Raw genomic sequence first — 26,200 nt, 5'->3', positions numbered from 1 at the left:
TCAAATATTGGCGGACGTAACAGCGGGGTGGCGCCGACGACAAAATAGAAACTCGTTTCCAGTCATGCGAGCGGCGGACCTCGTTCCTGGTCGAGAGCAAGTCTTGCACGGACGTTGAGCCAGCCGACACGCCATGAACCGAGCGCCACGGTTGCTTGCCTGATGGTTCGTCGCCGTCGACTGCCACGCGCTCCGTTTGAGTCTACAGATTGCGATGCTGACGCCGATTGGATTTTGTTCAGGCTGGCGAGCAGCGGCGCTGCGGTTTGCGCAATCCGCTCCAGGCTAGCGCAACCAGTCCGAATCGATGACCTCGGCAGAATCGAGGCCAGCCCAGCGCAGCAGCGCTGAACACACCTGCGGCGTATCGAACATGCCGTGCAAATAGCTGCCGAGAATTCGGTCGTCAGGCGAGCGCGCTCCATCGGCCAGGTCATTGATCCAATTATTCACAAATTTTTCACGCCGCCGGCGCGATACTTCCTGCCATGTTAGATCGTTAAAACGACTTGGAAGGGCTTATCTTGAGGCTGTTGGCACTACTGTTCCTAATCTGTCTACCGCTACCCGCGTCGGCATCCGCTGACAAGTTCAATGCCGACATGGCCAAATTGCTGCAGACCCAAGGCCTGCAGGGCGCGGTATGGGCGACGCTCGATTCCAATGCGATGTTGGTCGGTGCCGCCGGTGTCAAGAACGCGCGCACCGGAAAAAAGATGCGGCCGGACGACCGCGTGCATGTTGGCTCGGTTGCCAAGACGCTGCTGGCGGCCGGCGTGCTACGCCTGGTCAGCCAGGGACGGCTTTCACTGGAAACCCCGGTGTCAGTGTTGTTGCCGGATGTGGCGTTTGAAAACCGGTGGGCAGACAGCGCCCCTGTCCGCCTGCGCCACCTGCTGGACCACACGTCGGGACTCGACGATGCCCGCTTCTTTCAGGTCTTCAGCCTGGCGCCCGGGCCCGATACTCCCCTTGCCGATGGATTCATCGGTCCGGATTCCCTTTTGCGACTACGCAGCCGCCCCGGTGCCCATAGCTCCTACTCGAATATGGGCTATACCCTGCTTGGACGGGTGATCGAGTCGGTGACCGGGGAGCGCTATGAAAGCTACCTGGAGGCCCATCTTTTGCGACCGCTGGGAATGCTCGAAAGTAGTTTTTCCTTCGTTACCCAGGCTGGCCCCCGCGGCGATCCGCGCCTGGCAATGGCCACTTTGAAAACGGTGCCACGCACGCTGCCGTTTCCACGTACTTGCGTCCAGCGGGCCAGTTCACTAGCACCGCGGCCGACATGGGAAAACTCGCGCGCTTCTTGATGGGAGACGGACGGATCGACGACAAACCATTCATCGCCAGCGAGCTGTTGCAGGCGATGGGCCGCCCCCACGGGACGGAGGCGGCAAAGGTCGGCTTGCAGGTCGGCTTTGGCCTTGGCCTCGCCACACGCGATCGGCATGGCGCAATCGGAAAATGCCACGGCGGCAGCACGGTCGGTTATCGGGCGATGTTCTGCCTCTTCCCGCAGCAGCAAAAGGCGTTTTTTATCGCGATGAACGCCGATAGCGAGACCGCGAACTATGGCCTGCTCGACGCCCTGTTGGTCACGGCGTTGTCGCTGACCCCGCCGGTCACCGAGCCTGCCCCGGACCAGGCGTTCGATCCGGCCGGCTGGGAGGGATACTATATTCCTTCGCCCAATCGATTTGCCAGCCTGGTGTGGCTTGATACGGTGCTTAACTTTGCGCGGCTGCGCGCGGTGGGCGCCGGTCTGCGGTTCACGCCTTTCCAGTCGCCTGCGGTGGAGCTGACGCACGTCGGTGGCGCATTGTTCCGGGCCAATGGCCGCGCCAGCGCCTCACATGTCCTCTTGACCGCAAACAGCGGCGAGCGCGGTATCGGCACCGGGTCGCAGAGCTATGAAAAAGTTTCACTCCTAAAGCTTGTGCCGCTGTGGGGCAGCCTGCTTATCGGTTTGCTCGGACTGGCAGCCATTCTTATTTCGGGCGTTATCCGGATGGCGACCCGGCGCATATCCGCTTCCCATCCCATGCTTGTGCCTTTCGCGGGCGTTGTCGCGGTCTTGCTCCCGTTGCCGCTGTTCTTCCAGCAGTCGTTCCTCCAGCTCGGTGAACTGACCTTGGCCAGTGGCTCACTCGCGGCGGCAACGGCCATGCTTCCCGTGACGATGCTTGTCGGCATCGCGCTCGGTATGCGCGAGTGGCGTCGTAACTGGCTTGACCTCGCCGCAATGTTCGGTGTGCTCCAATTGACTGTAGTGCTTGCCGCCTGGCACCTGCTGCCATTCCGGCTGTGGGCTTGAGCGGCTTGAACTGCTTACCTTAATCCTGGCCTTCGAGTTCGGCGATCAAGGTGCGCATTTCGGCGATTTCGCGTTGCTGGGACTCGATGATCTGATCGGCCAGCGCGCGCACGCGCGGATCGCGGATCTCGGCGCGGGTACTGGTGAGGATCGCTATCGAGTGGTGCGGAATCATGGCTTTCATGTACGACACCTGTTGCACCGTGTATTGGCTGCGCACGAGCCACAGCGAGACGGCAAACAACGCAATGGCTCCGACCACGATGGCGATGTTGGCCCTTTTGCTGGTCAGCATATGGAGCATGAATCCGAGCATGATCAGCGCCATGCATGCACCCATCAGCAAGGCCATGTAGAGCCGTGTTTCATTGAAAAATATGTGATCGGCCACGTAGGTATTGAGGTACATGAGGCCGAACATAACGAGTGTCGAGGTGGCGATCATGGCGCCAAATCTTGGGTACATATTCATCAGATGATGCTCCTTTGGGGGCGGCGCCTGGCGCCGTCAATATGGGTGCGATGCGGCGGCGGGCGCTTGGATCGCGGCCTGGTATTGCGCCGCCGTCATTACGGGCAACTCCTTTATGAAGGCGACGATGTCCCAAAGTTCTTCGTCGCTGTGGGTCTCGCCCCAAGCCGGCATGCCGGTCATTTTGATCCCATGCTTGGTGGTCCAGAACAGGTAACGGGACGAATGCTCGGATGCCTCGGCGGACAGGCGCGGAGGCTGGGGATTGAGGCCCCGGTGCAGCGCCGTTGGCTCGACGCCAGGCGCCAGATGGCACAGCTGACACATGGACGCATACAAGCGCGCGCCGCGCACCGTGCGCTGCTCGCTGTTGAGGTCGGTCGGCGTGATGACCGCCTCGGCGCGGTCGATAATGGACTGGTTGCGGGTGGTCTCGAGCAGCCAGCGCACCGCCCGCGTGTGCGGTTCGGAGGCCGCTACGTTGTAGACGCCCGAGTAGACGAACAACAGCAGCGCCGCCAGCAAGGCGATGGCAATCACGAGCAGGGTGCCGAAGACGCGTTTCATGGTGCGCCCGCGTCGCAATGGGGGCAGGCCTCAAAGGGGGGGCAAGCGGCACAGGGCCGCCCCGTGAACGAACAAGCAGTCGGGCGAAGCATCGCCGACTGGTTGGAAGTGGGTGGGGTCGGATCGGACATTGGCGGGAGCCTCGTTGACTTCCTTGACGATGAGTGGAATGGCGCGCAATTGATCGCCGCTGGTACTGTAGACCGCGTCGAACGGAATTGGTGCGCGCCTTTCCTGCGTCGCTGCTTGGAATCGTGCCCCGGACTTGAGCAGACCGGCATGCGAGAGCATCGCGACGCGTTCTCCGCCGCCGTTCACACCGCCTTCTGGTGTTGCAAAAATCATTACAAAGTGGTTGATTTAAAGTAAAAATAGCGATACCTTGGCTTGGGTCAACACACCTAGTCATGCAATGGACGCTGAAACGAATGGCCCGATCCCGCGAGGGAAAATCGATGGTGCGAAAACGCTGCTCCTGCTTGCCTTTCTAGTCGTCGCGGCCATCGAAATGGCCTGGCTGCGCGGCATCAACGGGCTGGAGAACCGTGTGCTCGATAACTTCACGCGCCACCACGCCAGTACCTTGACGCCGGATCCAGAGATCGTCATCGTCGACATCGACACGGACAGCCTGCGGCGCATGCAAGATGAGGTCGGCAGCTGGCCCTGGCCGCGCTCGGTTCACGGCGAGTTGGTGCGTGGAATGCAGCGGCAGCGGCCCAAAGCCATCGTGTTCGACATCCTGTTCAACGAGCGCGACGCCTACCGGCCCGAACACGATCGCATGTTCAACGACGCACTGGCCGGCAACACCAACGTCTTCTTCCCCTTGGTCCACAACGGCAGGGAGTCGCCGGCGAGCGGCCTGCACGTCGCGGTGCTCGCCGGTCCGCTGGGGCTTCTGCGGACAGGGCATGCGGATCCAAACGCGCGCATCAACATTTTGTTGCCCACCGTGATAGATCGCGCCTTCTGGCGCACGGGCACGATCAACTTCCGGGAAGACAGTGACGGCGTCGGTCGCCGCTACGACTTGTACACCGATGCCTATGGCTGGTTGATTCCCTCCTTGCCGGCACGGGTCGCCACCGATCTCGGCTACACCGTGCCACGCCAAAGCGACATGCTGCTCTCGTGGCGGGGGACGGCAAAAAGCTACCATCAGATTCCCTATGCCGACCTGTATCAGGATTTCAGCCGGCAAACACCATTGCGTGCGCGCGATGAATTGACCGGAAAAATCGTCATCATCGGCACGGCTGCGATCGGCATGGAGGATCTGCGCAGCACCCCGATCGCCAGCCAGTATCCGGGTGTGCAAATCCTTGCGACCGCCGTCGACAATTTAAAGAACCAGCGCGCAATGCGCTCCCCGCCGGCCTGGGTGGTGCCGCTCGCCGCCTGCATGATGCTGGCCTGCGTGTTCGGCGCGTTTTTGTACGGCGCCAACGTGCTTTTGGTTGGCGCCGCCCTTGGCGCGCTCAGCTTGCTGCTGCTGGCGCTTACCTACTCGGCCATCACGCGCCTGTGGCTGTTGCCGTTGATCGTGCCGCTGATGCTGGCATGGGCCTATTATTTCGCCGGAGCGTTGCATGCCTATCTGACCGAACGCAAGTCGCGCCACGAGGCCATCAAACAGTTCAGCCGCTTCGTCAATCCGCACGTGGTCCAGCAATTGCTCACGCATGGGATCGTATTGGGCGCCGGCGACAGCCGCCAGATATCGGTCTTGTTTTCCGATATCCGCGGCTTCACGGCGCTATCCGAAAACCGCACGCCGCAAGAGATCGTGGCACTGCTGAACCGCTATTTCACCCTGCAGGTGGAGGTGGTGTTCCGGCATGGCGGCTCGCTCGACAAATTCATCGGCGATTGCATCATGGCCTTCTGGGGCGCGCCGCTCGACGACCCGCACCACGCGCGCAACGCCGTGTTGGCCGCGCTCGAAATGGCCGAGGTGCTGCGGCGCTTCAAGGCCGAACTGGGCGCGGGGGATCTCGATTTCGATGTCGGCATCGGGATCCACTCCGGTCCGGCCGTGGTGGGCCTGATCGGCTCGGACAAGCGGCGCGAATACACGGCCATCGGCGACACCGTCAATCTGGCCAGCCGCATCGAAAGTCTCACCAAAGGCGTCTCGCGGATTCTGGTATCCGAGGAGACCAGGCAGCAATGCGGGGACGCATTCAGTTTCAAGTCGTTCGGATCATTTGAAGTAAAAGGCCGCGGGCAGGATGTGAACCTGTTTGCGCCGGAAAAAAAAGGAGCAGGTAAATGAATAGATTCACTTCGATAGTGGTCGGCATCGGCATGCTGGCCGGAAGTGCGCACGGCGCCGAGCATGCGTTCACGGTGCGCCCCACCGATTTGAAGGCGACGCCGTTTTCGGATGCCGCGAATTTGGCAAGGCTGGCCGAGAGCGTGCGCGTCGACGTGCTTGAGCGCAAGGCGAGTTGGATGCAGGTCAAAGCCGACAATAATACCGGCTGGGTGAAGATGTTGAGCCTGCGTTTCGAGCAGAGCGCAAGCGTCAAGGGCAGCCCCGCGAGCGGCGCGAATGCCTTGTACAACGTGGCCACCACGGGCAGCAGCGGCAGCACCGCCACGACCGGCGTCAAGGGGATCATCACCGCCGAAAGCCTGAAGAACGCGCGCCCTAACACCTTCGCGCTCCAGCAGATGCAAGCGCAAGGGCCCGGCCCGGGTGAGGTGCGGCAATTTGCCAAAGCCGGCAAGCTGGCGCCGCAAAGGCTCGATTATGTATCAGGAGGAGAACAATGATGAGAACCAAACTCGCCGCCCTGCTTGGCGCCGTCGCGTGCGCCGCCTGCACCTCGACCGGCATGCCGATCACCAATCTACGCGACCTGCAGTCGATCGACCTAGGCAGTACCGCCAAACAATTTAGCAAGGTCAATGAGGCGACCAGGGATTTCACCCAGCCGGAGGAAATCGCCCTGGGGCAGGGCATCGCCAGCAATGTGCTGGGCACCGCTCCGCTGCTGCAGGACCGCAAGGCTCAGCGCTATGTGGGCAGTGTCGGGCGTTGGCTCGCGATGCAGACCGAGCGCCAGGATTTGCCCTGGCATTTCGCGGTTCTCGACGACAAGGGCTTGAATGCGTTCGCCGCGCCGGGCGGCTACATATTCATCACCAAGGGGCTGTTGCTGAGCCTCAAGAACGAGGCCGAGCTGGCGGGCATCCTGGCGCACGAGATCGCCCACGTGGTCAGGAAGCACCAATTGAACGCGATCAGGAAGGCCGCCAGCCAAAGCCATGCCACCGAATTTGCGGGCATGATGCTGACGGCAAAAAGTCAAAACGGCGCACTCCTGTCGAAGGTCGTCGCCGGCGGCATCGACATCTTCGCCAAAGGGCTCGACAAGGAGGAGGAGTACGAAGCCGACCGCATGGGCGTGGTCATCGCCGCGCGCGCCGGCTACGACGTGTACGGTTTGCCCGCCGCCTTGCAGACGCTGCAGGCGGTCAATCCCGACTCCGATGCGATCGCGCTCATGTTCAAGACGCATCCCAGTTTCACTTCGCGCCTCGAGCGGCTCGACCGGGTGTTGACCAGGTCGTTCGACCGCTTCGACCAGCAGCCGACGCTCGCTGCCCGTTACAAGGCCTCGGTGCCCGGTAGATAGAATCAATGGAATCGCCGCCGGACCCGCCGGGATGCGGGTCCCCGGTTGTGGCGGCACATGTGACACCTGTTCCAATCTGGCACACCCAACCCCGGGACGACGTGGATTTCTACCGGCGTCGTCAGTGGCATGGCAATTGCTCTTACCTGATTATCATCCATAAAATCAGTAGGAGACAGCATGAACCACCCGATCAAAACAATTGCCGGCGCTGTTGCCGTGGCCGCCGCCGTGTTGACCTCGATGCTCGCGGGGGCGCACGGCAACGTGGTCCCGCAGGGCGTCGACACCAAAGGGCTGCCGGTGCTCGGCGACAAATGGCGCGACCAGAACCCGTACAGCGACAACAAGCTCGCGCTCAAGATCGGCACCTCGGCCTACAACCAGAACTGCGCGCGCTGCCACGGCATCGAGGCGATCTCGGGCGGCATAGCGCCCGACCTGCGCCAGCTCGACCGCGACTGCACCGGCCTGAAGGTGGCGGCCAAGAAGGCGGCCTGTTTCAAGGAGATGGACGGGTATTACCTGACGACTGTACGCAGCGGAAAAGTGCGCAACGGCGCCGTCTACATGCCGCCGTTCGAGGGCGTCTTCAACCAGGAAGCGATGTGGGCCATCAAGACCTACCTCGAGACCCGCCGCGAAAACTGACCGTCCAGCCCCCAAGGAACACCCCATGCGCCCCTTCCGCCTCCAAGGCGCGCACGCGCTGTTCGCGTGCGCCTGCCTCGCCCTTTGCACCGCCCTGCCGGCCCGGGCCGAATGGGAAAAAATCCAGCAGTCCGGCCACCTGAAGGTCGCCGTCTACAAGGACTTCGCGCCGTTCTCCGACAAGGCGGGCGGCATCGATGTCGACCTGGCCCAGGCGCTGGCCGACAAGCTGGGGCTCAAACTGAGCCTGATGCCATTCCCGGCCGGCGAGGACCTCGGCGACGACCTGCGCAACATGGTCTGGAAGGGCCACTATCTGGGCTTCGGCCCCGCCGATGTGATGCTGCACGTGCCCGTGGACGGGCGCATGATGGCGCGCCACGGGCAGGTGCAGATCTTCGCGCCCTACCATGTGGAAACGGTGCGCCTGGTGCGCAGCGCGGCGGCCATCGCCAGCTTCGACGGCATTGAATCGCTGCGGGGGAAAAGGATCGGCGTCGAGAAGGTGTCGATCGCAGGGATGCTGATGCTCGGCGAGGCCGACGGCAAATTCCGCGACGATGTGCGCATCTTCCCGAGCGCGGCCGAGGCGCTCGAGCAGCTCAAGGCGGGCCGGCTCGACGCCGTGCTCGCCAACCGCTCCGAGATCGAGGCGGTGTTCCGGGGCGACCCCGCGTTCCCGCTGCACGCGCTGGCCTTCGAACGCCTGCCCCGCGCCGGCTGGGCGCTCGGGATGGCGGTCCGCAAGGACGAGATCGACATGGCGCGCCTGCTGCAGTCGGCCATGAATGCCCTGTCCGAAAGCGGCGAACTGAAGGCCATCTTCGCCAAACACGGGGTCCAGTTGGCCAAACCATGAGGCCGCGTCTCAGGCAGGCGGCACTGCCCGCCGCGGTCGCCATCGCGCTGCTCTGCCTGCAACAGGCGCGCGCGCAGGAGTATCCGGCCGGCAGCGTCGCGGTCGTCGAAATCGTCGGCGTGGCGCCGTTGGACGGCCTCGGCATCGACCGCCGCCTGCTGCCCTATCCGGTGCAACAGGCTGGCGCCGAGGCGATCCGCAAGGCCCAGGCGGAGAACCTGGCCGACTTCATGGCGCGCAACTTGAATGGCGTCAACGTCAACGAGACATCGGGCAGCCTGTTTCAAAACGACATCACCTTCCGCGGCTTCCGCGCCTCGCCCGTGCTCGGCTCGGCGCAGGGGATTTCGGTCTACCTCGACGGCGTGCGCGTCAACGAGCCCTTCGGCGACGTTGTCAACTGGGACATGCTGCCGGAGGCGGCCGTCGGCAAGGTGTTGCTGGTGCCGGGCTCCAATCCCATGTACGGGCTCAACACGCTGGGCGGCGCGCTGGCCCTGAGCACCAAGGACGGGCTTGCCGACCCCGGGCTCGAGTTCGGATTGTCGGCGGGCAGCGGCGCCCGCCGCCGCGCCGACTTGTCGTACGGCGTGCGCGACGCCGACCGGCGTCACGCCTTTGTCGCCGCCACACTGTTCGACGACGGCGGCTGGCGCGACCATTCGCGCGGCCGGCTGGCCAACCTGTTCCTCAAGGTCGGGCAGTCGAGCGGCGCGACCGACTGGCATGTCTCGCTGCTGGGCGGGCGCAGCGCGCTGCGCGGCAATGGCGTGCTGCCCGATGGCCTGTACCGGCAAGCGCGCCGCGCCGTCTACACCCATCCCGACACCACCGACAACCGCCTGCTGCAGGGCGGCCTGGGCGCCAGCCACCGCTTCGGCGCGCGCCGCACGCTGACGGGCACGCTCTACGCCCGCAACAGCCGCCGCGACGGCGTCAACGGCGACATCGGCGAAGACTATGCCGACTACGTCGAGGACTGCGGCGACGGCTTCCTCGGCGACGGCGGCGCGCTTGACCCGGCCGAGTGCCGCCTCACGCGCGCCGAGGGCGCCGCATTGCACACGGCCCAGCTCAACACCAGCAGCACGCGTCAGTCCGGCCAGGGGGCCAGCGTCAACCTCGGCGTCGACGCTGGCGCCCACCGGATCAATGCCGGCATCACGTTCGACCGCAACAGCATCGGCTTCGCCCAGTTCGAGCGGCCCGGCTCGCTGACGGCGCAGCGCGGCGTGCTGGCCGACCCCGCGCATGAACCGCAGGCCGGATCCTCGGTGACCGGCCGCTCGCGCGCCTGGGGGCTGTACGCCTCCGACACTTGCACCCTCGCGCGCGGCACCCATCTGAGCGCCGCCGCGCGCTTCAACCATGCTGTCGTGGTCAATACCCTGAGCAACGCCTGGGGGCCGCAACCGCGCGAGGCGTTCAGCTACACCCGCCTCAATCCCGCGCTGGGGCTGGCCCACGCCGTCGGCGGCGCGCTGACGCTGCTGGCCAATGTGGCGCAGAGCAACCGGGTGCCGACCGTGATCGAACTCGGCTGCGCCGACCCGGCGCAACCGTGCCGGCTGCCTGTGGCGCTGCAGGCCGATCCGTATCTCAAGCAGGTGCTCACGCGCACGGTCGAGGCGGGCGCGCGCTGGCAGGCGCGCGGCGCGGGCGCGGCCCTGTCCGTTTACCGCAGCGTGAACCGCGACGACATCCTGTTCATGAGCTCGGGCACCACGCGCGCGGGCTACTTCGCCAACGTCGGGCGGACCCGCCACCAGGGCGTCGATTTTAGCGCCAACGGCCAATCCGGACGGCTTGCCGCGCGCGTGAGCTACAACTACCTTGATGCCGTTTTTGCCAGCGAGGCCACGATTTTCACCGGTGCGCGCAGGGTCGAGGTCGGGCCGGGCACCCGCATCGCCGGGCTGCCGCGGCACACGGCCAAAATCGGCCTCGACTTCGCGCTCAATCCGCAGCTGACGCTGGGCGCCGACGCCCAGGCCGTATCAAGCATGGTCAGCCAAGGCAATGAGGACGGCTTGCGCGAAGACCTCGAAGACGGCGAGGCCGCGCGCGTGGCCGACTGGCGCGTGCATGGCTACGCCCTGCTCAATCTGCGCGCGGGGGTGAAAGTGGGCGCCAATTGGGAGTTTTTCGCGCGCCTCAACAATGTGTTCGACCGCCGCTACGCCACCTTCGGCACGGTCGCCAGCGACCTGTTTCCGAACGGGCGCCTGGTGCGGCCCCATCTGGCGCCGGAGCAGGCGCAGCACGCCCGCTTCGTCGCGCCCGGCGCGCCGCGCTCGTTCGCGGCGGGCCTGCGCTACCGTTACTAGGTTCGGTGTTCCAGGCTGTGAGGTTCGCCCTTGGGCCGCGACCAGATATTAAACTGCATCGACCTCCCTGAGAGCGTCTTGCAAGAGTGCGACTTCGGCCAGATTGCCAGTTAGATCGCCGTACTTTCGCAACCTTAAGTTGGGACCACGAAAACTCGTGTGAAGAATGGCCACGCATATGAGATTCATCGCCTCCAATTTCACATTTCGCCGAAAGGCGAGCCCTGCCTCATCAATCTCGGCGAAATTGAACTTACGCCAGCACCCAAGATCATCCGAAACTTGAGACAGGAGAATCGGTGCTTTCGAGCCGAGGACGATGATCAACTTAGGACGAATAATGGCTATCTGCTGCTTCAGAAAGGCGGCATTTATCTTCCTGAAATCGACATTTTTATGGGCAGGATTGATGGCCGTACTATTGCCCACAGTACGTAATCCCATGAATGCATTTGTGAAGAAGCACCGGTTTAGATCTAGGCCTGCATTTTTTGCGAGCTTGATCAGTTCGCGCCAAGTGGCACTGTCGATGTCTCGATCAGTGCCAAGTAAAAACCGATCATGTTCCTCTTTTGTGGAAAAATCGTGGCCGAGGACTAGGACGTCCGGAAAAATTTCGCTCTCACCTTCGCACCATAATCCGCCGCCGCCTGGAAAGAACGAAGTTCCAGGTGCCATAGCGGGGACGGCGGCTACTCCGGCGGGGAACGGTTCCACAACCGTCATTTCGTCAAAGAGGACGGAAGCCAGTGTTGCTCGCGATAAGGTCATTGACATATTCGATTCTATTAATCCTGTTCAGGAGGCGCAAACAATCCGAGGTGCTGATCCGTCGACATGGGAAAGGACAAGGATAACGTAAGTAGCGGGCAATTTTTGTTCGTCGTCGTGGCGCCGCGTACATGGACTAGGCAGACCGACGGCCAGAGGACGGGAAGTCGGACTCCTGGCCCTTGTCACCTTGCCACTAAAACCCGTATTGCGCGCTGGCGCCAAGCACCCAGTTGCGCCCCGGCGCCGCCTCGTAATAGCGCTTGTTGGCGTCGCCGACGATCAGCGAACCGACGTAGCTGCGGTCGAACAGGTTGTCGAGCCGCGCATACTGCTTGAAGCGCCACCCGCCCAGCGACTGCTTTGCCTGCACCCGCGCGTTGACCACCGCGTAGCCTGGCGCCGGCTGGTCGGCGTTGGCGTCGTCGGCAACGACCTTGCCGCTGGCGCTGGTCTCGAGCGCGGCGCCGAAGCGCTGGCCGCTCGCGTTCCACGCCAGTTCGCCATACAGGTTGGCGTTTGGCACGCCCGGCAGGCGGTTGCCCGCGGCCACGGCGCCGAAGGCCTGGTCGTAGATCGCGCGCAGGGCCGTGACGGCCACGCGGCCGCTGAAGCCGCCGGCCCAGTTGGCGTCGAGCGAGAGCTCCAGGCCCTGGCGCAAGGTCTTGCTGGCGTTGCGGTAGCTGGTGCGCCCGCCGCCCGAGGCGGCGACGACGAGCTCGTCGCTGGTGCGCACCTGGAACAGGGCCGCGTTGATGCGCGTGCCCGCGCCCAGCAGGGCCTTGGCGCCCAGTTCCAGATGCGCGCTCCTGGCCGGTTTTAGCGCGAAGTTGACGCCCGGGCCCGTGCTCGAATAAAACAGCTCGTTGAGCGTGGGCGCCTCGAAGCCGCGCGCCGCGCTGGCATACAGGTTCAGCGCCGGCGCGACCTTGTACAGCACGCCCAGCAGCGGCGTCGTGTGGCGGTAGCCGACCGTGCCGCTGTCGTCGCCGTTGCCCAGGTAGCGGTCCTGCACCGCGAACTTGAGGCTGCTGCGGCGCAGGCCGGCGCTGAGCACCCATGGGCCGCCCTGCCATTCGGCCTGCACGTAGGGATCGGCGCTCGAGACGGTGTCGCGCTCGTCGCGCCGCAAGGCGCCCTTGACGCCGAATTGGCCGCCGACAAAGTTCTCGAATCCCTGCCGCAGATCGATCGAGCGGCCGTATTCGACCCCCACCGTCGTGCTGAGTTTGCCGCCCGCGATGCTGCGCACGGCCAGCCAGTTCAGGTCGGCGCCATGGAAGTCGCGGTCGAAATCGACCACCCCGCCCGAGTGGCTGGCCGGCGCCTGGAACCCCTTCGAAAACGACTGGTACTGGATCACCCGGCGCTTGCCGCCGTAGCCCGTCAGGCGCAGGCGGTCGTCGCCGAAACGCCGCTCGTAGGACAGTCCCAACTGCTGGTGGTCGATGCTCTTGCGCGTGTTGTAGCGCTCGGCGAGCGTGCGCTTGGGCGAGGCGGTGTCGCCCGCGTCGATCTGGCCGGCGCGCGGGTCGCGTTGGAAGGTTTCCCATTGCACGCCGAGCGGATCTTGCGTGTCGTGCTGGCGCAGGCTGTTGCCCACCAGCGTCAGGCGGCTGGTGGCGCTGGGCGCCACGGTGATTTTGGCAAAGCCCTGGTCGCGCGTGGCCGCGCTGTGGTCGCGGTAGCCATCGGTGCTGAAACGCGAGGCGTCGAGCACATAGCCGACGCCGCCGCTCTTGCCCTGCGCATTCATGTCGAGCTTGCGCGTGCCGTCGCTGCCGCCCAGTACGCCGAGCTCGAGCGTGGGGCCGCCCTCGCCGTCGCGCGTGAACATCTGGATCACGCCGCCCGAGTGGTTGCCGTACATGGCCGAGAAAGGACCGCGCAAGACCTCGATGCGCTCGGCCATGTCGAGGTTGAAGGTGGCGGCCTGGCCCTGGCCGTCGGGCATGCTGGCCGGAATCCCGTCGGCGATCAGGCGCACCCCGCGCACGCCGAAGGCCGAGCGGGCGCCGAAGCCGCGCGAGGAGATCTGCAAGTCCTGCGCGTAGTTCTGGCGGTTCCGCGCGACCAGCCCCGGCACCGCCGCGAGCGACTCCGACAGGTTGACCCGCATCTGGGCCGCGCCGATGTGGTCCGCGTCGACGACGTCGATCGCGGCGGGCAGGTCAAAACTGCTGCGCTCGACGCGACTGCCGGTCACCACCACGACAACGGTTGGCGCCGCGGCCACTTCGGCGCTCACTTCGGCGGCGGGCGCGTCGGCGGCGTGGGCGCAAGGACCCAGCGCGAACAGGGCGGCGATGGCGTTCAAACGGAAAATCTGCTGCTTCATTGGTGTCTCCAGTGGATTGACAATGGTGGCGACGGGCCCCCGGTCAATGCATCGGTAAGCAATATACCTGCCAAGCCCGATTCACGCAGGACGATTCGGTGGCACGGCGATTGCGAGGTGCGGTCCATGCGCGCGCGTCCCGCCGCGTTCCCCGAAAGGAAACCCAATGAACCGTTCCACCCTGCACCTCTTGCGGGCCGCCGCGCTGGCCTGCGCCGCCCTCGCCGGCGGCACCGTCCTGGCCGCGCCGCTCGCCTACGTGCCCAACGAAAAATCGGGCACCATCAGCGTCATCGACACGGCCACCGACGCCGTCGTGCGCGCGATCCCCGCAGGCGCCCGCCCGCGCGGCATCGCGCTTGACGCGTCCGGACGCACCCTGTTCGTCGCCGACGCGGCCAGCAGCTCCCTGCTGGTGCTCGACGCCGCCACGGGGCGGGCGCGCGCCAGCGTTGCGCTGGGCAAGTCGCCCGAGGGCGTGTACGCCTCGGCCGACGGCCGGTACGTGGCGGTCGCGGTCGAGGAGGGCAACAGCGTCACGCTGGTCGACGCCGCCACCAGCGCGGTGCTCGCCGAGATCAAGGTCGCCGGGCGCAATCCGGAACACGCCGTGTTCAGCCCGGACGGGCGCTGGCTGTTGGTCAGCGCGGAGGAGGCCGAGCAGGTCGACGTGATCGACGTCGCCCGGCGTATCCAGGTGGGCAGCATAGCAGTCGGCCTGCGCCCGCGCGGCATCGGCTTTTCGCCCGACGGCAGGCGCGCCTACATCGCCTGCGAGCTGGTCAACACGGTCCATGTGATCGACATGGCGACGCGCACATCGGTGGCCGCCATCCCGGTCGGCAAAAACGCCAACGGCATCGCGGTCCATCCGAACGGCGCCCAGGTGTATGTCTCCAACGGCGCCGACGGCAGCGTGATGTTCATCGACGCCGCGCGCAACGTCGTCAGCGCCACCGTCGCGGTCGGCAAGCGCCCCTGGAACATGGCGCTCACGCCCGACGGCGCCAAGCTCTACGTCGCCAACGGGCGCTCGCACAGCGTCTCCGTGATCGACACTGCCAGCGCCACCAGGACCGCCGACATCGCCGTCGGGCAATTGCCCTGGGGCGTATTGATCCGTTGAGCGCAACACCTGTCCCACTTTGCAACACGCTTTGCAACACACTTTGCAACAACTGTCGCGCAACACCCGCGGGCCCGGCGCAACGCCGGCCGCGGCGCCACCCGGGGGCGGGGCCGGATTTATGGCCGCCATTCGCGCGCTGGCACGGGCTTTGCGATAGACCGGGTGTGAACAAGGCCATGCCGTTGCCCGCAACGGTTTTAAGAAACCAACGATAAACCTACGACAAAGAGGATGACATGAATCTCGCAGACATCAGCAAACTGGGCGTCGCCAATCCATTCAAGGCGCGCTACGACAACTACATCGGAGGCAAGTTCGTCGCGCCGGTCAAGGGCGAATATTTCGGCAACATCACTCCGATCACCGGCCAGGTGTTCTGCGAGATCGCCCGCTCGGGCGCCGAGGACATCGAGCTGGCGCTGGACGCGGCCCACGCGGCCAAGGATGCCTGGGGCAAGACCTCGCAGGCCGATCGCGCCAACATCCTCAACAAGATCGCCGACCGCATGGAGCAAAACCTGGCCCTGATCGCCACCGCCGAGACCATCGACAACGGCAAGCCGATCCGCGAGACCATGGCCGCCGACATCCCGCTCGCGATCGACCACTTCCGCTATTTCGCCGGCTGCATCCGGGCCCAGGAGGGGTCGGTCGCGCAGATCGACCACGAGACCTACGCCTACCATTTCCATGAGCCGCTCGGTGTGGTGGGCCAGATCATCCCGTGGAATTTCCCGATCCTGATGGCGGTGTGGAAGCTCGCCCCGGCGCTCGCCGCCGGCAACTGCGTCGTGCTCAAGCCGGCCGAGCAGACCCCGGCCTCGATCCTCGTGTTGATCGAGCTGATCGGCGACCTGCTGCCGCCCGGCGTGCTCAACATCGTCAACGGTTTCGGCCTCGAGGCCGGCAAGCCGCTGGCCACGAGCAAGCGCATCGCCAAGATCGCCTTCACCGGCGAGACCGGTACCGGCCGCCTGATCATGCAATACGCGGCGCAAAACCTGATCCCGGTCACGCTCGAACTGGGCGGCAAGTCGCCCAATGTGTTCTTCGCGGACGTGATGGACGCCGACGACGATTACTTCGACAAATGCCTCGAGGGTTTCGCCATGTTCGCGCTCAACCAGGGCGAGGTCTGCACCTGCCCCTCGCGCGTGCTGATCCAGGAATCGATCTACGAGAAATTCATCGCGCGCGCGCTGGCGCGCGTGGCCGCGATCAAGCAGGGCAACCCGCTCGACGCGGCCACCATGATCGGCGCCCAGGCCTCGCAGGAGCAGCTCGAAAAAATCCTGTCGTACATGGACATCGGCAAGCAGGAGGGCGCCGAGCTGCTCGCCGGCGGCGGGCGCAGCGAGCAAAGCGGCGAGCTCGCGGGCGGTTACTACGTGCGGCCCACCGTGTTCAAGGGCGACAACAAGATGCGCATCTTCCAGGAGGAGATCTTCGGGCCGGTGGTGTCGGTGACCACCTTCAAGGACGAGGCCGACGCGATCCGCATCGCCAACGACACCCTGTACGGCCTCGGCGCCGGGCTGTGGACGCGCGACGGCGCGCGCGCCTTCCGCATGGGCCGCGCGATCCAAGCCGGGCGCGTCTGGACCAACTGCTACCACCTGTATCCGGCGCACGCGGCGTTCGGCGGCTACAAGCAGTCCGGCATCGGCCGCGAGAACCACAAGATGATGCTCGACCACTACCAGCAGACCAAGAACCTGCTGGTGAGCTACAGCCCCAAAGCATTGGGCTTCTTCTAAACGCCCCAAAGCCCGAAAGGAAATGTCATGGAAAAGGCCCTTGCCCGCGTCATCGCCACCGATGCCGCGCTGGCCATGATCGGCACGCTGCGCCAGCGCCATGGTCCGCTCCTGTTTTTCCAGTCGGGCGGCTGCTGCGACGGCAGCGCGCCGATGTGCTACCCGGCGGGCGACTTCAACCCCAGCGACACCGATGTCTATCTCGGCAATCTGGACGGGACGCCGTTCTACATCGGCGTCGAGCAGTTCGGCGTTTGGGAGCATACCCAGTTGATCATCGACGTGGTCGACGGCAACGGCGGCATGTTCTCGCTCGACAACGGAAGCGGCAGGCGCTTCCTGACCCGTTCGCGCGTGTTCAGCGAGCAGGAATCTCAGGCATTAAACGCGGAGCGGGCGGCCGCGCTAAAAAAACCACACTATAAACGAGGAGACGATTGTGCATAAAAATATCATTGGGGCCCTGCTGGCCTTGTCGGCGCTGTCCGGCGCCCAGGCGGCCACGGTCACGGTCACCGACGCCATGCTGGCCAACACCGCCAAGGAGCCGAAGAGCGTGCTGTCGTTCGGCATGGGCACCCAGGGGCAGCGCTATTCGCCGCTGACGCAAATCAACACCAAGAATGTCGGGCGGCTGTCGGCGGCCTGGTCGATGTCGTTCGGCGGCGAAAAACAACGCGGCCAGGAATCGCAGCCGCTGATCCACGACGGCAAGATGTTCGTGACCGCCTCGTATTCGCGCATTTTCGCGGTCGACCTCAAGACCGGCAGCAAGCTGTGGAAGTACGAGCACCGCCTGCCAGACGGCATCATGCCCTGCTGCGACGTGGTCAACCGCGGCGCCGCGCTGTACGGCAACCTGGTCATCTTCGGCACGCTCGACGCGCAGCTGGTGGCGCTCGACCAAACCACCGGCAAGGTGGTGTGGAAGGAAAAGATCGACGATTACGCGGCCGGCTATTCGATGACGGCGGCGCCGCTGATCGCCAAGGGATTGTTGCTGACGGGCGTCTCGGGCGGCGAGTTCGGCATCGTCGGCCGGGTCGAGGCACGCGATCCGATGACCGGCCAGCTGGTCTGGGTCCGCCCCACCGTCGAGGGCCACATGGGCTACCGCTACGACAAGGAGGGCAACAAGACCGAGACCGGCATCTCGGGCACCACCAACAAGACCTGGCCGGGCGACCTTTGGAAGACCGGCGGCGCGGCCACCTGGATGGGCGGCACCTACGACGACAGCACCGGCCTGGCCTATTTCGGCACCGGCAACCCGGCGCCGTGGAACAGCCACCTGCGCCCGGGCGACAACCTGTTCTCATCCTCGACGGTGGCGCTCGACGTCGGCACCGGCGCCATCAAATGGGCCTACCAGAACACGCCCAACGACTCCTGGGATTTCGACGGCGCGAACGAGTTCGTCACCTTCGACATGGACGGCATGCGCTACGGCGGCAAGGCCGACCGCAACGGCTTTTTCTATGTGCTGGACGCCGCCAACGGCAAGCTGAAAAACGCGTTTCCGTTCGTGCGCAAGATCACCTGGGCCAGCAGCATCGACCTGAAGACGGGGCGCCCCAATTTCATCGCGGCCAACCGTCCGGGCAACCCGACCAAGGGCGCCGAGGGCGCCAAGGGCAGCACCGTGTTTGCGGCGCCGGCCTTCCTCGGCGCCAAGAACCAGATGCCGATGGCCTACAGCCCGCAGACCAAATTGTTCTATGTGCCGGCCAACGAGTGGGGCATGGACATCTGGAACGAGCCGATCAGCTACAAGAAGGGCGGCGCCTACCTCGGGGCCGGCTTTACGATCCGCCCCCTGTTCGACGACTACATCGGGGCGCTGCGGGCGATTGATCCGAAGTCCGGAAAAATTGTGTGGGAGATCAAAAACAACGCGCCCTTGTGGGGCGGCGTCATGAGCACCGCCGGCGGGCTGGTGTTCTACGGCACGCCAGAAGGCTTCCTCAAGGCGGTCGACGCCAGGACCGGCAAGCAGTTGTGGAAATTCCAGACCGGCTCCGGCGTGGTGGCGCCGCCGGTCACATGGCAGGACGGCGACACCCAATACGTCGCGGTCGTGTCGGGCTGGGGTGGCGCGGTGCCGCTGTGGGGCGGCGAAGTGGCCAAGAAGGTCAACTTCCTCGAGCAGGGCGGCTCGGTCTTCGTGTTCAAGCTCAGCAAAGGCTGATCGGCGCTGAACGCCAAGCGGCAAGCCGCAATAAACTTCGTCCCCGCCTGCGCGGGGACGAAGTGTTTTGGGGGCTTTCGCTAGAGGCGGGGTGGAAGCTCAGCAAAGGCTGATCGGCGCTGAACGATAAGCAGCAAGGCGCATCAATATACGTCGTCCTCGCGCATGCGGGGATCCATAGAACGGTTGCTTGGTGCGAACGTTCTATGGATCCCCGCCTGCGCGGGGACGATGTGTTTTTGGGCCGTCTTTGGCGTCCGCGCCGACTGCGTCCAAACAGAACAGTGCAACGCCGCACTGGTCCGATTCAGCGCAGGATTTCCGCCTTCCCCGCGCAGCAGCCCGTCACCGCGCGTGGCACGCAAATTGCCATCAATGGAAGTGCATCGACCGATGTGTCCACCAAAAAAGAATATGAAAGAGGAGAACCGAATGAGGAAGATTTTTCTGTTGAGCGCGCTGAGCGCGGCGAGCATGCAATGCGCCCAGGCGGCCGAGATCGTGGCCGGCGAATGGACCGTGAACTTGGGCGGCATCGTCAACGCCTACTACACGGCGGTGTCGTGCGGCGGCGCCGCGGTCGGCGGGCTCGCGCTCGGCGGCGAGGGCCTCGGCTGCGGCGGCCAGGACCAGCGCACCACGATCGGCAACGGCCTGCTGCCCAACGGACTGATCACCTCGGCGGCGTCGCGCCAGGGCGGCTTCGATGTCAAGGCGCTCATCGGCATCTACAATTCCACCGCGACCGACAGCGCGATCGGCCAGAACAGCGTGGTCGACGTGCGCCAGGCCTACTTCACGTTCGGCAACGCGGAACTGGGCACCTTCAAGCTCGGACGCGACTACGGCATCTTTGGCGCCAATGCGATCCTGGGCGACATGACCTTGCTCGGCGCCGGCGCGCCGGTGCAGGCGACCCAGCGCGGGCGCGTCACGCTCGGCCACATCGGCGCCGGCTACAGCTACCTCGGCAACTACGGCCAGATCGCGTACGGCGCGCCGCAGCCGGGCCGCGGCATCGGCTTCGACATCGCCCTCATGAGCCCGGTGGCCGACACGCCGATACTGAGCGCGCCCCGTTACACCGGCAAGTCGGGCCCGCAAGTGCAGGCCCAGCTGAGCTACACCAAGGATGCCTTCAAAGCCTGGGCCGGCGCCAAGACGCAGAAATTCACCTCGATCACGGCCGGCGTGCCCGATCTGACCATGTCGGGCTTCGAGCTCGGCGGATCGGTCCAGTTCGGCGCGCTCGGCCTGCTCGCCAACGTGCAGTCCGGCACCGGGCTGGGCATCCTGTCGGACGCCGACCAGGGTGACGTCGATTCGACCAATTACTTCGTCCAGGGCACCTTCAAGGCAAGCCCGAAACTCAAGCTCGGGGTGAGCTACGGCACCAGCGAGAACGACGACAACCGGCCGGGCAGGGGGGCTTTGCGCTCGAACGCCAACCTGAGCGTGGGCGCCTACTACGCGATCAACAAGGTGATCACGCTCGTCGGCGAGGTCGGGCAGACGCGCTCGAAGGCGTTCTCGGGCAACGCGGCGCGCATGAACGGCGTCTCGGTCGGCGGCATCATTTTCTTTTGAGCCGAAGCGAGGCCGGGCGTGTTCGTGCTTCGATTGCTCCTCTGCCTCGCGCTGCTGGGCGCGGCGGCCGCCGTCCCGGCCGGCGTGCTCACGCGCGCCGAGCTGGCGTCGCGCTTCCCCGCGCCCCTGAGCGTGGGCGAGCGCGAGCGCGATGTGCCGGCCTGGCCCGTGTTCAAGCAAAACGGCACCCGGACCGAGCTGGTCGGCTACGCCTTCGAGTCGATCGACCTCGCGCCGATCCCCGGTTTCGCGGGCGTGCCGGTCAACCTGCTCGTGCTGATCGACTCCAAGGGCGATTTTCTCGACGTCTCGGTGCTGTCGCACCACGAACCGGTGTTCCTCGACGGCCTGGGCGAGGCGCCACTGCGCGCTTTCGCGGCGCAATACAAGGGTTTGTCGCCGCGCCAGCGCATCACCATCGACAGCAAGCTCAAACGCACGCGCGCGCCCGACGCCGCGCACGCCTACCTCGACGGCGTGTCCAAGGCGACCGCGTCGGTGCGGATCATCAACCAGAGCGTGCTGTCGGCCGCGCTCAAGGTGTCGCGCAAAAAGCTCGGTTTCGCCGAGGGGCGCGACCCCGACCGGATCGCACGCATCCTGACCGCGGAGTTCACCAAAATGGGCGCCGCGCAGTTGCTCGCGGCGGGCATGATCACGCATGTGCGCCTGACCCGGGGGCAGGTCGAGCAACTGTTCCGGGGCAGCGCCGGCGGCGGGCTCGACGCCGACGCGCTGGCCCGGCCCGGCGAACTCTTCATCGACCTCTATCTCGCCTGGGTCTCGGTGCCGACGATCGGGCGCAATCTGCTCGACGCGGCCAGTTGGGACAAGCTGCGCGGGCGGCTCGACGAGGGCGACCACGCGATGCTCGCCATGTCGTCCGGCAGCCACAGCGTGATCGGCGAGGACTTCGTGCGCGGCAGCGTGTCGGACCGGCTCACGCTCAGGCAGGACAGCTTGCCGGTCGAAATGCGCGACCTCGACCTGGCGCTGACGCTGGCCGACAACAGCCGATTGCCGACCGAAAACGTGAGCGTGTTCCGCATCATCGGCCAAGCCGGGCTCGACCCGGCCGGCGCGCTCGATTTCGCGCTGCCTATCACGCGCAGCAAGGGCATCGTCTATCCCGAGCGCATCACGCGCGAGGTGGCCATCCCGTACCGCCTGCCCGCCAGCCTGTATCTGCTGCCGCGGGGACGCGACAGCGGGTGGCGCGGGATCTGGCGCGAGCGCCTGCCGGAACTGCTCGTGCTTGCGGCGGCGCTGGCGCTGCTTGCCATTGCGCTGTGGCGGCAACAGGCCCTCACCGCCGACGCCCGGCGTTTCGCGTGGTTGCGCCGCGCCTATCTGCTGTTCACCCTCGGCTTCATCGGCTATTTTGCGCAGGGACAGCTGTCGATCGTCACGATCACGGGCGTGGTCCAGGCCCTGTCGGCCGGGCGCGGCCTGGCATTCCTGCTGTACGACCCGATCGGCGTGGTGCTGTGGATTTTCGTCGGCGCAAGCCTGCTGCTGTGGGGGCGCGGCACCTTTTGCGGCTGGCTGTGCCCCTTCGGCGCGCTGCAGGAGTTCATCGGCAAGGTCGCCGGGTGGCTCGGGGTGCCGCAATTGCGCTTGCGCACGCGCACCGATGCGCGCCTGAAGTCGCTCAAGTATGTGGTGCTGGCCGGCGTGCTGGGCGGCGCCGCGGTGGCGCCTGCGCTGGCCGACCGGCTGGTCGAGGTGGAGCCGTTCAAGACCGCCATCACGCTCGCGTTCGTGCGGTCCTGGCCGCACGTGCTGTACGCGCTCGGACTGCTGGGCGCGGGCATGTTCGTCTACAAGTTTTTCTGCCGCTACCTGTGTCCGTTCGGCGCCGCGCTCGCCGTCATGGGCCGCCTGCGCCGTTTAGCCTGGATCGCGCGCCGCGCCGAGTGCGGCACGCCCTGCCAGACCTGTCGCCACCGCTGCGACTACCAGGCCATCGAACCCGGTGGCGCGGTCGACTACGCCGAATGCTTACAGTGCATGGATTGCGTGGTCATTCACGCGAGCGACGAGAGGTGCGCGCCGCGCATGCTCGAGATTAAACGCGCGCGCACGATTCCCATCGTCCGTGTCGAGAACTTGGAAAGAGGAGGGGCATGATGCGGCGTAGAACCTTTATCGCGGCGTCGCTCGGCGCCGCCGCCGGGGCGGCGGGCCACGGCGCGGCGGGCGCGCCGCGGATCGACGCCGCGCTCCACACCGGCGCCGCGCTCGCGTTTGGCACCACGGTCAATGTGGCGGTGAGGCACCGCGACGCGCGCCTGGCGCGGGCGGCCATCGCCGACGCCCTCGCCGCGCTGCAGGGCGTCGACCGGCTGATGAGCATTTACAGCCCCGACAGCGAAGTGTTTCGGCTCAACCGCGACGGTTTCCTGGCGCGGCCCGACCCGCGCCTGCTGGTCGTGCTCGGGCATGCGCGCGCGCTGTCGGCGCTGACCCAAGGCGCGTTCGACATCACCGTGCAACCGCTGTGGCAACTATTCAACGCGGCGGCCGACGGCCTGCCACCCCCGCATGCGCGCGGGCTCGCGGGGGCGCGGGTTGGCTGGCGGCGGGTCGAAGCCGATCGCGCGCGCGTGCTGTTTGGCAAGCCCGGCATGGCGATCACGCTCAACGGCTTGGCGCAGGGCTACGCCGCCGATTTGGCGCTGGCGGCCCTGCGCGCGCGCGGGATCGATCACGCGCTGGTCAACACCGGCGAGTTCGCCGCGCTCGGCGCGCCCCGGGCTACGCGGCCGTGGCTGCTTGGCGTGGCCGACCCGCGCGAGGCCGGCGCGCTGGCCGCGACGGTGGCGCTGGACGGGCGCAGCATGGCCACCTCGGGCGACTACGCGAGCAGCTTCACTCCCGATTTTTCGCACCACCACATTTTCGATCCGGCCACCTCGGAGTCGCCCAGGGAAATGGCCAGCGTGACCGTGCTCGCGCCCACCGGCATCGAGGCCGACGGCCTGTCGACGGCGTTCGTGGTGATGGGGGCGCGCCGCGCGCACGCGCTGGCGGCGCATCTGCCCGGGGTCGATCTGATGACGATCAACAAGCGCGGGGAGGTCTGGAAGTCGCCCGCGTTCGCGGCCAAGGCGGCCTGATGGCGCGCCATGGCCGGCCTACTTCAGGTTGGGCACCTTGCGGTAGATGGTGTTGCGCGACACGCCGAGCGCGCGCGCCGTGGCCGAAACGTTGCCGCCGTTCGCCTCGAGCGACTTGAGGATCACGTTGTGCTCCATCTCCTCGAGCCGGGTGCCGCACGCGACCATGCGATCGGCACCGGCGAAGGCGCCGGCCTGCGCGCCGTGTTCGCTGTCGATGTCGTCGAGAAAATCGTCCGGCATGTGGAGCAGGGAGATCTCGTGGTCGTCGCCGGCCATGATGATGGCGGTGCGCAAAAGGTTGGTCAGTTGGCGGAAGTTGCCCGGCCACTTGTGGCGCATGAACAGCTTGAGCACCTCGGGCGAGACCGCGTAGCGCCCGCCGTTCGACTCGGTGGCGAGGAATTTCTTGACGACCGTCTCGAGGTCGGTGCGTTCGCGCAGCGGCGGCAGTTTGACCACTAGGCCGTTGAGCCGGTAGTACAAGTCATCGCGGAACAGGCCTCTGGCCATGCGCTCGCGCAGGTTGTGGTTGGTCGCGCAGATCAGCTCGACGTTGACCGTGATCGATTTGTCGCTGCCGAGCGGGGTCACCATGCGTTCTTGCAATACGCGCAGCAGGCGGGCCTGCAGGCTGAACGGCATGTCGCCGATCTCGTCGAGGAACAGGGTGCCGCCGTTGGCCTGCAAGATCTTGCCGACCGCGCCCTTCTTGCGCGCACCCGTGAACGCGCCGTCCTCGTAGCCGAAGAGCTCCGACTCGATCAGGGTCTCCGGGATCGAGGCGCAGTTGACCGCGATGAACGGCCCCATCGCGCGCGGCGAGTCGTTGTGGATGGCTTGGGCCAGCAACTCCTTGCCGGTGCCGGTCTCTCCCATGATCAGGATCGGGATGTCGCGTCCGAGCACCTTGTTGACCTTGTTGATCAAGAGCTCGATCTGCGGGTCGCCCGTGTTCAGGTAGCGCAGCCCCGACAGGCGCCGCGCGGCCTGGCCCTGGGCGCCCTGGGCGCCCGGATACGGCGCGGGGGGCGCGGCGGCGGCCTCGTGCTGGCCGCCGAGGGTGTGCACGCCGTGCTGCAGGCGCAACTGGGCGCGCCCCAACACGCGCACCCCGCTGTGCATGCACAGGTTCAACAGACCGGGACTGGCGGTGCGGTAATGGTCGTACAGCGCCGACACGGGCAGGCCGAACAGGGAACTGAAGGTGTGCGACTGGAGGGCCGCGAACGACAGCCCGAGCTGGAACAAGCCGTTCCGGTTGGCCGACAGGAAGCGCCCGCCCGGGCTGAACGAGGCGATGCCCTCCATCAGCGTGCCGATGAATTCCGGCCGCGCATGGAAATGCAGGGTGATCGCGTCCTCGAAGGCGGCCGCGAACATCTGGTTTTCTATCATCAGGGCCGACATGCGCACCAGCGCCATGGTGTGCCGGTGGAAGCTGCGCTGGTCGCCGGAGACGTCGAGCACGCCGACCACATTGCCCTGGTGGTCGGTGATCGGCGCTGCCGAACACGTGAGGAAGTGGTTGACCGAAAGATAGTGTTGGTTGGCGTGCACCAGGGTGGCCTGTTTTTCGGCGATCGCGGTGCCGATCGCGTTGGTGCCCTTGCTTTGCTCGGACCAGGCCACGCCGGGAGCGAGCGCCACGCGGTTGGCTTTTTCGAGGAAGTCGGCGTCGCCGAGCGAATGCACGATCACGCCGTTGGCGTCGGTCAGGATCACCATGTTGTGGGTGTTGATGATCTGCTGGTACAGCGTCTCCATGGCCGGCACCGCGTGCGCGTGCAACAAGCGGTTCTGTTCGATCAAGACCGACAATTCGGCGCGGGCCATGGGACTGAAATCGGGCCGGTCGTCGGCGCGCAGGCCGTATTCGAGCGAGCGCCGGTGCGAGGTCTCGATCGCCGCGGCGGGGCTGTCGCCCGGGCATTGCTGGTCTTGTGGGAGCGGCAATGGCGTGTTGAACCGCTTGTCCAATTCCGACGCAGGCTGCTGATGCATGATGCTGTCTCCTTCTATGGCCCCTTGAGGGACTCTGTGGCGGCACTGCGGGGTGTACCTGAATGTAGCACCTGTACCATAATTGAGCAAAGATTGAGCAAAGGGCGTCGGCGCCGCCGCCCCGGCCCAGCTACCCTAAGCAAGCTCGGTGCCAGCGGGCGAGTGTGGCGCAGGAGGCTTGCGCCCACCTTACTGCGGGTACCCCAAGCCGGGGTCAATAAGCGGCTTGGCTTTGCCTGGATCGGCGAGGCGATCCGCCAATTAAGCCTTGCCGGCCACGACGGCGTTTGCTATAGTTCGCCTCCCCGCTGAAACGGTAGCAATCTGGAGCGGCGGGGACGGCCGGAAACGGCGGTGCGGTAGAAAATAAGGGGTTGACGATTACGATGCAGTGCCTCATAATCTTGCCTCGCTGCTGATGAACACAACGCTTCATCACCAAGCAGCTTGCAACACAGAATAAG

At 65.6% G+C, this 26,200-nt stretch carries 20 protein-coding genes and 1 pseudogene; 15 read left to right on the top strand and 6 right to left on the bottom strand.

The window, feature by feature from the left end; translation table 11 throughout:
• Nucleotides 1-285 precede the first annotated feature (285 nt).
• Complete coding sequence (locus tag C7C56_RS00960) at nucleotides 286-453, bottom strand: hypothetical protein (RefSeq protein WP_370660171.1); 168 nt, start codon at nucleotides 451-453, stop codon at nucleotides 286-288.
• A 149-nt stretch (nucleotides 454-602) separates the two neighbouring features.
• Between C7C56_RS00960 and C7C56_RS30630 the strand changes: the two are divergent.
• Nucleotides 603-2,320, top strand: a pseudogene (locus tag C7C56_RS30630) (serine hydrolase domain-containing protein).
• Between the two features lie 19 nt (nucleotides 2,321-2,339).
• Here the strand turns inward: C7C56_RS30630 and C7C56_RS00945 are convergent.
• Together C7C56_RS00945 and C7C56_RS00940 are read right to left on the bottom strand one after the other, a co-directional pair.
• Nucleotides 2,340-2,765: a DUF305 domain-containing protein gene (locus tag C7C56_RS00945; RefSeq protein ID WP_229457816.1), complete on the bottom strand. Its 426-nt coding sequence runs from the start codon at nucleotides 2,763-2,765 to the stop codon at nucleotides 2,340-2,342.
• A gap of 63 nt (nucleotides 2,766-2,828) precedes the next feature.
• Nucleotides 2,829-3,359 carry a c-type cytochrome gene (locus tag C7C56_RS00940; RefSeq protein ID WP_106755630.1) on the bottom strand — a complete coding sequence of 177 codons (531 nt, stop codon included), beginning with the start codon at nucleotides 3,357-3,359 and terminating at the stop codon, nucleotides 2,829-2,831.
• A gap of 63 nt (nucleotides 3,360-3,422) precedes the next feature.
• Here C7C56_RS00940 and C7C56_RS27855 point away from each other — a divergent pair, with 63 nt between their 5' ends.
• The 7 genes from C7C56_RS27855 to C7C56_RS00905 all read left to right on the top strand — a co-directional run bounded on the left by C7C56_RS27855 (nucleotide 3,423) and on the right by C7C56_RS00905 (nucleotide 10,843).
• Nucleotides 3,423-3,728, top strand: coding sequence for a hypothetical protein (locus C7C56_RS27855; RefSeq protein ID WP_146204222.1), 306 nt, complete (start codon nucleotides 3,423-3,425; stop codon nucleotides 3,726-3,728).
• Nucleotides 3,729-3,771: 43 nt separating this feature from the next.
• On the top strand, nucleotides 3,772-5,637 hold the full coding sequence (locus tag C7C56_RS00930) for an adenylate/guanylate cyclase domain-containing protein (RefSeq protein ID WP_106755628.1): 1,866 nt from the start codon (nucleotides 3,772-3,774) through the stop codon (nucleotides 5,635-5,637).
• Nucleotides 5,634-6,140, top strand: a complete 507-nt coding sequence (locus C7C56_RS00925) for a hypothetical protein (RefSeq protein WP_146204221.1) — start codon at nucleotides 5,634-5,636, stop codon at nucleotides 6,138-6,140. Before C7C56_RS00930 ends, C7C56_RS00925 begins: the two co-directional genes overlap by 4 nt.
• Nucleotides 6,137-7,006, top strand: a complete 870-nt coding sequence (locus tag C7C56_RS00920) for a M48 family metalloprotease (RefSeq protein ID WP_106755626.1) — start codon at nucleotides 6,137-6,139, stop codon at nucleotides 7,004-7,006. Before C7C56_RS00925 ends, C7C56_RS00920 begins: the two co-directional genes overlap by 4 nt.
• Before the next feature lie 180 nt (nucleotides 7,007-7,186).
• The gene (gene pedF, locus C7C56_RS00915) at nucleotides 7,187-7,657 is read left to right on the top strand and encodes a cytochrome c-550 PedF (protein ID WP_106755625.1); all 471 of its coding nucleotides are present in this window, start codon (nucleotides 7,187-7,189) and stop codon (nucleotides 7,655-7,657) included.
• Nucleotides 7,658-7,682: 25 nt separating this feature from the next.
• Nucleotides 7,683-8,516, top strand: coding sequence for a substrate-binding periplasmic protein (locus C7C56_RS00910; RefSeq protein ID WP_106755624.1), 834 nt, complete (start codon nucleotides 7,683-7,685; stop codon nucleotides 8,514-8,516).
• Nucleotides 8,513-10,843, top strand: a complete 2,331-nt coding sequence (locus tag C7C56_RS00905) for a TonB-dependent receptor (RefSeq protein WP_106755623.1) — start codon at nucleotides 8,513-8,515, stop codon at nucleotides 10,841-10,843. Before C7C56_RS00910 ends, C7C56_RS00905 begins: the two co-directional genes overlap by 4 nt.
• A 48-nt stretch (nucleotides 10,844-10,891) precedes the next feature.
• Here the strand turns inward: C7C56_RS00905 and C7C56_RS00900 are convergent, their stop codons facing one another.
• Together C7C56_RS00900 and C7C56_RS00895 are read right to left on the bottom strand one after the other, a co-directional pair.
• Nucleotides 10,892-11,620 carry a uracil-DNA glycosylase family protein gene (locus tag C7C56_RS00900; RefSeq protein WP_109246544.1) on the bottom strand — a complete coding sequence of 243 codons (729 nt, stop codon included), beginning with the start codon at nucleotides 11,618-11,620 and terminating at the stop codon, nucleotides 10,892-10,894.
• Between the two features lie 190 nt (nucleotides 11,621-11,810).
• Entirely contained in the window at nucleotides 11,811-13,952 is a 2,142-nt protein-coding gene (locus C7C56_RS00895) for a TonB-dependent receptor family protein (protein ID WP_106755621.1), read from the bottom strand.
• Nucleotides 13,953-14,118: 166 nt separating this feature from the next.
• Here C7C56_RS00895 and C7C56_RS00890 point away from each other — a divergent pair, with 166 nt between their 5' ends.
• The 7 genes from C7C56_RS00890 to C7C56_RS00860 all read left to right on the top strand — a co-directional run bounded on the left by C7C56_RS00890 (nucleotide 14,119) and on the right by C7C56_RS00860 (nucleotide 23,732).
• On the top strand, nucleotides 14,119-15,078 hold the full coding sequence (locus C7C56_RS00890; RefSeq protein WP_106755620.1) for a beta-propeller fold lactonase family protein: 960 nt from the start codon (nucleotides 14,119-14,121) through the stop codon (nucleotides 15,076-15,078).
• Nucleotides 15,079-15,317: 239 nt separating this feature from the next.
• Nucleotides 15,318-16,838: an aldehyde dehydrogenase gene (adh, locus tag C7C56_RS00885; RefSeq protein WP_106755619.1), complete on the top strand. Its 1,521-nt coding sequence runs from the start codon at nucleotides 15,318-15,320 to the stop codon at nucleotides 16,836-16,838.
• A 27-nt stretch (nucleotides 16,839-16,865) separates the two neighbouring features.
• A complete protein-coding gene (locus C7C56_RS00880; RefSeq protein WP_106755618.1) occupies nucleotides 16,866-17,285 on the top strand; it encodes a DUF779 domain-containing protein in 420 nt (139 codons plus the stop codon).
• Nucleotides 17,278-19,026: a PQQ-dependent methanol/ethanol family dehydrogenase gene (locus C7C56_RS00875; RefSeq protein ID WP_267874661.1), complete on the top strand. Its 1,749-nt coding sequence runs from the start codon at nucleotides 17,278-17,280 to the stop codon at nucleotides 19,024-19,026. The genes C7C56_RS00880 and C7C56_RS00875 overlap by 8 nt, the downstream gene beginning before the upstream one ends.
• Nucleotides 19,027-19,458: 432 nt before the next feature.
• Nucleotides 19,459-20,613, top strand: a complete 1,155-nt coding sequence (locus C7C56_RS00870; protein WP_106755617.1) for a porin — start codon at nucleotides 19,459-19,461, stop codon at nucleotides 20,611-20,613.
• 24 nt (nucleotides 20,614-20,637) lie between these two features.
• Nucleotides 20,638-22,743 carry a 4Fe-4S binding protein gene (locus C7C56_RS00865; protein ID WP_106755635.1) on the top strand — a complete coding sequence of 702 codons (2,106 nt, stop codon included), beginning with the start codon at nucleotides 20,638-20,640 and terminating at the stop codon, nucleotides 22,741-22,743.
• The gene (locus tag C7C56_RS00860) at nucleotides 22,740-23,732 is read left to right on the top strand and encodes an FAD:protein FMN transferase (RefSeq protein WP_307719014.1); all 993 of its coding nucleotides are present in this window, start codon (nucleotides 22,740-22,742) and stop codon (nucleotides 23,730-23,732) included. Before C7C56_RS00865 ends, C7C56_RS00860 begins: the two co-directional genes overlap by 4 nt.
• An 18-nt stretch (nucleotides 23,733-23,750) precedes the next feature.
• Here the strand turns inward: C7C56_RS00860 and C7C56_RS00855 are convergent, their stop codons facing one another.
• Nucleotides 23,751-25,736 (bottom strand): sigma-54-dependent Fis family transcriptional regulator, encoded by a 1,986-nt coding sequence (locus tag C7C56_RS00855; RefSeq protein WP_106755616.1) that lies wholly within the window; start codon nucleotides 25,734-25,736, stop codon nucleotides 23,751-23,753.
• Nucleotides 25,737-26,200: the final 464 nt, after the last annotated feature.

It is taken from the genome of Massilia glaciei, from assembly GCF_003011895.2.
Taxonomy (GTDB): Bacteria; Pseudomonadota; Gammaproteobacteria; order Burkholderiales; family Burkholderiaceae_D; genus Telluria_A; species Telluria_A glaciei.
Note: the sequence above shows the minus strand (reverse complement) of the source record. Positions and strands in the feature narration are given on the sequence as shown.